The 7,525-nt window shown below is 45.0% G+C and carries 7 protein-coding genes; 4 read left to right on the plus strand and 3 right to left on the minus strand.

What is annotated here, in order from left to right; all coding sequences use genetic code 11:
- Positions 1–49 precede the first annotated feature (49 nt).
- The 3 genes from QUA88_RS13690 to QUA88_RS13700 form a co-directional block, all read right to left on the minus strand.
- Positions 50–799, minus strand: a complete 750-nt coding sequence (locus tag QUA88_RS13690; protein ID WP_333056331.1) for an NrtR DNA-binding winged helix domain-containing protein — start codon at positions 797–799, stop codon at positions 50–52.
- Positions 760–1,359 (minus strand): nicotinate-nucleotide adenylyltransferase, encoded by a 600-nt coding sequence (locus QUA88_RS13695; RefSeq protein WP_333056330.1) that lies wholly within the window; start codon positions 1,357–1,359, stop codon positions 760–762. Before QUA88_RS13695 ends, QUA88_RS13690 begins: the two co-directional genes overlap by 40 nt.
- 76 nt (positions 1,360–1,435) lie before the next feature.
- Positions 1,436–2,860 carry a nicotinate phosphoribosyltransferase gene (locus QUA88_RS13700; protein WP_333056329.1) on the minus strand — a complete coding sequence of 475 codons (1,425 nt, stop codon included), beginning with the start codon at positions 2,858–2,860 and terminating at the stop codon, positions 1,436–1,438.
- Positions 2,861–3,360: 500 nt separating this feature from the next.
- Between QUA88_RS13700 and QUA88_RS13705 the strand changes: the two genes are divergently transcribed.
- The 4 genes from QUA88_RS13705 to QUA88_RS13720 all read left to right on the plus strand — a co-directional run.
- A complete protein-coding gene (locus QUA88_RS13705) occupies positions 3,361–3,510 on the plus strand; it encodes an isochorismate synthase (protein ID WP_333056328.1) in 150 nt (49 codons plus the stop codon).
- A gap of 857 nt (positions 3,511–4,367) precedes the next feature.
- A complete protein-coding gene (locus QUA88_RS13710) occupies positions 4,368–4,748 on the plus strand; it encodes a CVNH domain-containing protein (protein ID WP_333056327.1) in 381 nt (126 codons plus the stop codon).
- Positions 4,749–4,936: 188 nt separating this feature from the next.
- Positions 4,937–6,217: a glycosyltransferase gene (locus QUA88_RS13715; protein WP_333056326.1), complete on the plus strand. Its 1,281-nt coding sequence runs from the start codon at positions 4,937–4,939 to the stop codon at positions 6,215–6,217.
- A 150-nt stretch (positions 6,218–6,367) separates the two neighbouring features.
- Positions 6,368–7,525: serine/threonine-protein kinase (locus QUA88_RS13720; protein WP_333272164.1), on the plus strand; the 1,158-nt coding region annotated here is incomplete at its 3' end.

The following is a 7,525-nucleotide window of genomic DNA, read 5'->3' on the forward strand; positions in this document are numbered from 1 at the left end:
TCTATTCTCATGTTACTAAATTGCTCCCCGAATGTCATCCAATAAACAGCTAGATAAACACCAGAGGCTTATTTTTGAAAGGAGCAAAAGCGGTCGCATCAAAGCGGTACAAACTAGCAGGGCGGCCCGCCCCGCGCGAAACCTTAACACCGGTATCGCACAAAAAACCCAATTTCAACAATCGAGCTCTAAAATTAGAATAATCAGAAAAATTTTCCCCCAAAATAGTTGTATAAAGTTGATACAAATCGCTCAAAGTAAAAAGTTCCGGCAACACTTCAAAAGCTACCGGGCTGTATTCAAGTTTGTTACGCAGTCGCCGATATCCGTATTCGAGAATTTGATTGTGATCGAAGGCCAGCTTAGGAACTTGTTGCACGGGATACCAAGCAATGCCGCCGACGCGGTGGCCCACACCCGCGACTACACTCCCAGCAATTAACTCAGCTTCCTCAAAACGAACCAAAGCAAAATAACTCACCGAAAGATAGCGATTGCCCCTGGTAATTTCCCGAGGATCGCGCCCCGGTTCTCCGAAAGTATACAATTGCTCCAGATACAAATTTTTTACCCGAATTTTCTCAGACAAAATCCGGTAAGCCGCATTTTCAAGAGACTCTCCGTGTCGCACCAAAGTACCGGGAAGACTCCAAGAATCGATAAACGGTTCGTCTGGCCGCATTAGCAACAGCACCAACAAGCGGTTCTGCACGGTATCGACGGAAAAAATAACATTATCTACTCCTACTTTAAAGTCAGCTAATGAGCAACCCTCGCTCTTGTTTGTGCCTCGTGCCATGCGTACAAATGCTCCCTATGGATGTAATCTTCGATGGTGGGAGTCAGAGCTTCCCTGTCTCCTTTTTCCCGATAGGAAGTAGAAGAAACATTGGGAGCACTCAAAGATGCGATCGCCACCTCTGCACCCATGCGCCTCAACTGCCACAAATCTAATTGTTCTGATGGATAACCGGGTCGCGGTACTATCAGCAAGTCCACTTGTTTTAACAATTGTTCAAATTTGTACCAGCGAGACAGTTGCCCCACCAAGTCCGAACCTATTACCAGCGTCAAATCTGCATTCGGCCACAGCAATTTTGCTTGTTCCACAGTTTCCACAGTCCTCGGACTGCTGAGTTCTGGATGCAAGCAAAGATTGTGTCTGGGCGAATTAATTTCTTGAATCATTAACAGCAGCATTGCCGATCGGTGTTCTAGAGAAGTTTGGTGCGACTTAAAAGGATTGTCCGACGCCCAAACTGCTACCCAATCAAAATGTTGCGAAAGCCAACTCAGAATTGTTTTATGTCCCGCTGTTGGTGGATCGGCACTGGTTCCAAAAAGAGCAATCTTCTGCATAGGGAATCGGTAATTGTTGACTGTTGACTGTTGACTGTTGACTGTTGACTGTTGACTGTTGACTTCAATCTAAAATCTAAAATCTAAAATCTAAAATCGATTGACTCTTTTTCGTTTTTTCGGTGAGACTCTGCAAATCTGTAGAAATTTCCACTGACGGCGAAATCGGGTTGTCAAGTTGACGAGTTTCGGGTCGAAGACTGGCGACAGAAGCAGCAGTGCGTTTGGCGATATCCTCCAAACTTTCCTGGTTCTTGACTCGTTTTCCCTCCTTGAAAACCAACTCCATTAATGGTAAGTAAGAATCGCAATTGTGAATAGTTTCTCCCGACAATCCTAAACAATCTCCGAGAATTTGCCCATTTTCAATATGTCTAAAAATTTGCTTTCTTCCTGGATATGTTACCTTGCCGCTTGCCTCTTTCATCACCGGAATTCCGTCAATTTCCACCAACTTATAAACACCGTTGACAGGGGAACCGCTGACTAACTTGGTTCCCAAACCGTAACCGTCAATGCAAGCACCGCTACTTTTTAATTTAGCAATTTCTCGATCGTCCAAATCGCCACTAGCAAAAATTGGAACCCCAGGCAGGATCGATCGAACTTCCCGCGACAGCACCGCCAAATCGCCCGAATCCAGCCGCACGCCTTCCAACTGCATTTCACCGCTGTTTACTCGATCGGCCAACATCCGCGCCGCCCCCACAGTATCATAAGTATCGATCAGCAGTGGCGCCCCCGGAAAATAGCGGTGAAAAGCTGCAAACGCCTGATTCTCGCTGCCTTCGAGGGCGGCAACAGCCATTACCAAAGCATGGGCGATCGTACCGACAGGTTTGCGGCCCAACTTCAAAGCAGCCAAAACATTAGAAGTTCCGTCGAATCCCGCAGCCAGAGCAGCCCTAGCCGCCCAAACAGCAGCTTGAGGCCCAAAAGCCCTGCGCGTCCCGAATTCCAGCAACTTAGCCTCCGGGCCCGCCACATCCCGCAGCCGCGCTGCCCGCGTCGCAATCAAAGTTTGATAATTTATGGCATTCAATAAATAAGTTTCCACTAACTGAGCCTGCCACAGAGGAGCCTCAATTCGCAGCAGTGGCTCATTGGCAAAAACCGCCGTCCCCTCCGGCACCGCCCAAACATCGCCAGTAAAACGGGCTGTGGCGAGTAAAGTCCAAAATCGTTCCGGGGCGCCGGCAAAAATCCCAGTGGACTGCAAAGCCTCAATTTGCGACTGAGAAAACCGAAATTTCTCCAAATAATCGATAACTTGAGCCAAACCCATCGCGATCGCGTAGCCAAAACCTTCTGGCAGCCTGCGCGCGAACAACTCAAAACTCGCGGCCCGCCCGTCGAGCCCTTCCCCGACGTAACAAGCGGCCATCGTTAGCTGGTAGAGATCGGTCAAAAGGCTGTAATCTGCTGAAGAAACCGTTAGTTCCTGGTCTTCTAAGATTTCTTCAAAACCTGTGAGCTGCAGGCTTTCTGTGGTAGTTTTCATAAAAAAAACCCCGGACAAACTTCTTTTTCTTAATTATAGTGACAAACACCATATCTTTTTGTAAATATTTGATGAAGATTGCAGATATTTGTCGGATAAATTCGCTTATAATGCCCTTTGATAGCGGATCTCGGTTAATTTGTACATTAATATTATGGTAAATTCAATATAAATATTGAATTTAACAAACTCAGAATTAAGCACAAACACTCAAGCGTTCCGGGTTTTTTGCGAAAATATTTCGTTGCAGCCTTTGAATAGAGTTAGAAAACCCGGTTTCTGACCGTCGGGAGGGCGATCGCGAGTGCTGGAGTTGAGCGAGGAAATAATCTACCAGCAAAAGGTCGATCGTCCAAAAATGCGTAATTTCTTAAACCTTCAGCTTGCTTTATTGTTGCAGACCAATAAGTAATTCAAATAAATATTGCTAAACTCATCCACAGCCCAAAAATCAGAGTAATATTAAAAGTATCAGAACTCAGACAAGAGAGGCAGATTCTATGAATCTTTCTAAATCTTTGGCAAACGCGATGCGTTACGTTTCGGAAGCAGCGGTGCGGATTTTTAGCCCCAGCGATGACAACTATCCCAATAGTGGAGTTCAACCTTTTGAGGGTAAGCTCTCCAAAAGTGCTAAATCCAAAGAATGAACAGCCATTCCCACCGTTTCTAGCGAGTTCGGCACAGGCATTCAGTTTAACAGTCAACGGTTAACAATTAACTGTTGACTGTTAACTTTTGAGTTTTGATTTTGACCGAAAGCATCCAGGATACCCGCCACGTGATTCATTCCTTCGCAGACTCAGGACGGAGAAATCAAAAACCTGTATCCGATGAAGCTTGCCGAACGTATTTATCTCGCGCAAGTCAATGCTTCAATCTAAAATCTAAAATCTAAAATCTAAAATCGATTGACTGTTAATAGTAATTGTATGTGCGGTTTCCCTTCGTTCTACCCAAGCTACAATTACCAATCACCAATTACACTGAACTTCCCCAATTTACCAAACAAAGGCATATTCAGTGTAGAGTAAGCTTTTTAAAGATTTTGGCGCCCGGTTTACTGCGTATAAATCAGAGAAACACCAAGCAAATCTAGAGCCTTTTGTTGCACTGGGGTTGGTTTAGTAATCTTATCAAAAACAAAACTAGCACCCTTAATAGTTGATTGAATTTGATTGTGAGCTAGAGTACCCAAATCCGCTAGTAACTAACCTTTAGTTGAGGAGATAACCTGAACTTTTGGCTAGGTATCGCAGAGCGCATACAAATATATACTGGTAACACTCTCTGGCAATGACTAAAGCCTGCGTGCCATGCCTGAGTTTCTCCAAGCGATCGCAGCCTATGTTTGAGGGAAACACCTAGCCAAAAGTTGAGGATTTTATCTCACAGATTCTGAGTCGCAAGCTGACTATTTGGCTAAGTTAATACTCAACTAAAAGCTAGAAGCTTTTTAGGGTTATTATCTTAGGCTGAAAATAGTAAATCAACCAGAAAAAAGACCATGAACTTAATTAAAGTGTCGGGATTATCGGCTTCAATCGTACTATCGTTATCCATCTTTCAGCAGCCGACTCATGCTCAAAAAGCAAGTACCTTTGCTACCAGTTGCACGGACATTTCAATCAATGGCGCTCAATTATCAGCAACTTGTAACAAAAAAAATGGTACCAGTCAGCGCACTTCCATTACCATTAAAGGCGTTCATAATCAAAATGGACAACTCGTGCAAGGTAATCTTAATGAACAAAGTACGTTCAACCGAACTTGCACAGGCATCAGCATAAAGGGAGACGAACTGTCTGCCAATTGCCGCGGTGGAAATCAGCCATCTTCTGTCACATTACTAGGAATTGATAATAACGATGGCAACCTAACCTATTAGTTAGTGTAGTTGGGCGATCGCTTACTCAGTCTGGTTGTATAGCCGATCGAGGAACGCCCCAAAACTTCCTCCCTCACAGCAGTAATCTATAACCAAAAAGTGCGATCGCCCCCACGCCCCAACCCCCCAACACAAACCACTCACCCCACTGCAATAAAAAAAGTTTAACCTCAAAGGAGCCTTTACTGATGACTCACTTCGGCATTCTCTGTCCGGGATTCAACAGCCACCTCAACACTATGATACCTTTGGGCTGCGAACTGCTTCGTCGCGGTCATCGAGTTACTGTATTTAACTTCCCTGATGCTAAAGCCACAACTCTAGCCAGTGGATTAGAATTCCAGTCATTAGCTGAAGATGAGTTTCCCCTAGGAACAAATGCAGAAACTTTGAGCCAACAGGGGAAGCTCAGCGGACTGGCTGCCTTTCGATCTTCTATTAAAACTTTTACCCAGATTTCGGCTGCTATTTTCAGAGAGGCTCCAAGCGCCATTAAAAAAGCAGGTGTAGAAGCTTTGCTTGTAGACCAAGTTTCGCTCGAAGGAGGAACGATCGCGGATTTTCTCAACCTTCCTTTTATAACAGTTTGCAGTGCCTTAGCCGTCAACCGAGAACCCAACATTCCTCCCTTTTGTACCCTTTGGCCGTACACTCCAACTTGGGGAGCACGTTTACGCAATCAAATTAGCTATCAGTTACTCAGTTTGGTTGTTAAACCGCTTCGAGGACCGATAGCCGAGTATCGCCGAAAGTGGAAATTACCTGTCTACTCTCACCCGAATGACTTTTACTCTAAACTCGCTCAAATCAGCCAACAACCCGCAGAATTTGATTTTCCCAGGCAAGATTTACCTGCACACTTCCATTTCACTGGCCCTTATGACAACAGATCCACGCGCAAACCAGTCCCTTTTCCTTTTGATAAATTAACTGGCAAACCATTGATTTATGCTTCGATGGGAACTGTGCAAAATCGCTTGCTGGATGTTTTTCAAATAATCGCCTCTGCTTGTGAAGGATTAGACGCTCAATTGGTAATATCTCTCGGAGGTGGTGCGACTCCCGAATCTTTGCCGCCCTTGCTGGGAAATCCGATCGTTGTTGGCTATGCACCACAATTAGAATTGCTGCAAAAAGCCACTCTCACGATTACTCATGCCGGGATGAATACGACTTTGGAATCTTTGAGCAATGGAGTCCCAATGGTGGCAATTCCTGTGGCGAATGATCAGCCGGGAGTGGCAGCGCGGATTGCTTATACGGGTGTTGGCGAAGTGGTTCCTTTGAAGGAATTGAGCGTTTCTAAAGTCCGATCGGCAATTGTGAAAGTCCTAACCCAAGATTCGTATAAACAAAGGGCGATCGAGATGCAAGAGGCGATCGGGCGATCGGGCGGAACTAAGCGCGCCGCTGATATTATCGAACAAGCTGTATTGACTGGGAAGCCTGTCTTGGCTTCTAAAATCTAAAATCTCAGATGTGGAGTCAAATCTAAAATCTAAAATCTAAAATCTAAAATCTAAAATCTAAAATCTAAAATCGACTGATGGCTCACGCCCCTCTGGTGTGAGGAGCAAATTTATGCTATGTTCGACTGCAAAGTTGACTGCAGGCTGAATATGCTCACTTTTCCTGGCGTTGAAGTCACAGAGCTTATCTACGAAAGCGCAAACTCGCTGGTTTACCGAGGATTCCGACAACCCGACAGTCTCCCCGTCATCCTCAAAGTCCTCAAAGAAAATTATCCCACACCCCAAGAACTCGCCCGCTATCGCACAGAGTATAAAATTACACAATCTCTGAATCTGAGTGGCTGTATAAAAGCCTATGATTTGCAGCCATATCAAAACACGCTGGTAATGTTTGTTGAGGATTTTGGCGGCGAATCCTTGAAAATTTGGATGCAGCAGCAAAAATTTAGTATTGCAGAATTCTTGCGAATTGCGATCGCCACAACAGAAAGTTTACAACAAATTCACAGCGCCCACATCATTCACAAAGACATTAACCCTTCAAATATTGTCTTCAATCCAGCCAGCGGCGAACTCAAAATTATCGATTTTGGCATTTCCACGCAGTTAACGCGCGAGAATTACACCATCAAAAATCCCAACATTTTAGAGGGAACTCTTGCTTATATGTCGCCGGAACAAACCGGCAGAATGAACCGCAGTTTAGATTACCGCACGGATTTTTATTCCCTGGGGGCTACCTTTTACGAACTGCTGACAAACAAATTGCCTTTTGACACCAATGATGTGCTGGAATTGGTACACAGTCATCTCGCTAAACAGCCCTTATCTCCATCTCAGGTGAATCCCGAAATTCCGCAAATTGTTTCCGATATTGTGATGAAGTTGATGGGGAAAAATTCTGAGGAGCGGTATCAAAGTGCGATCGGAATTAAACTCGATTTAGAAGAATGTTTAAATCAACTGCACACTCATAACAATATATCAGTTTTTACCCTAGGATGTCAAGATATTTATGACCGTTTTCAAATCCCGCAAAAACTTTACGGCAGAGAGCGAGAAATTGATAGTTTACTAACAGCTTTTGAAACAGTCAGCAGTCACAGGCAAGATGCCTGTGCCACCAGCAGTCACAGGCAAGATGCCTGTGCCACCAGCAGTCACAGGCAAGATGCCTGTGCCACAAGTGGACATGGGGAAGATGCCTGTGCCACAAGTGGACATGGGGAAGATGCCTGTGCCACCAGCAGTCACAGGCAAGATGCCTGTGCCACCAGCAGTCACAGGCAAGATGCCTGTGCCACA

The sequence above is a fragment of the Microcoleus sp. D3_18_C2 genome (assembly GCF_036702395.1).
Taxonomy (GTDB): domain Bacteria; phylum Cyanobacteriota; class Cyanobacteriia; order Cyanobacteriales; family Microcoleaceae; genus Microcoleus.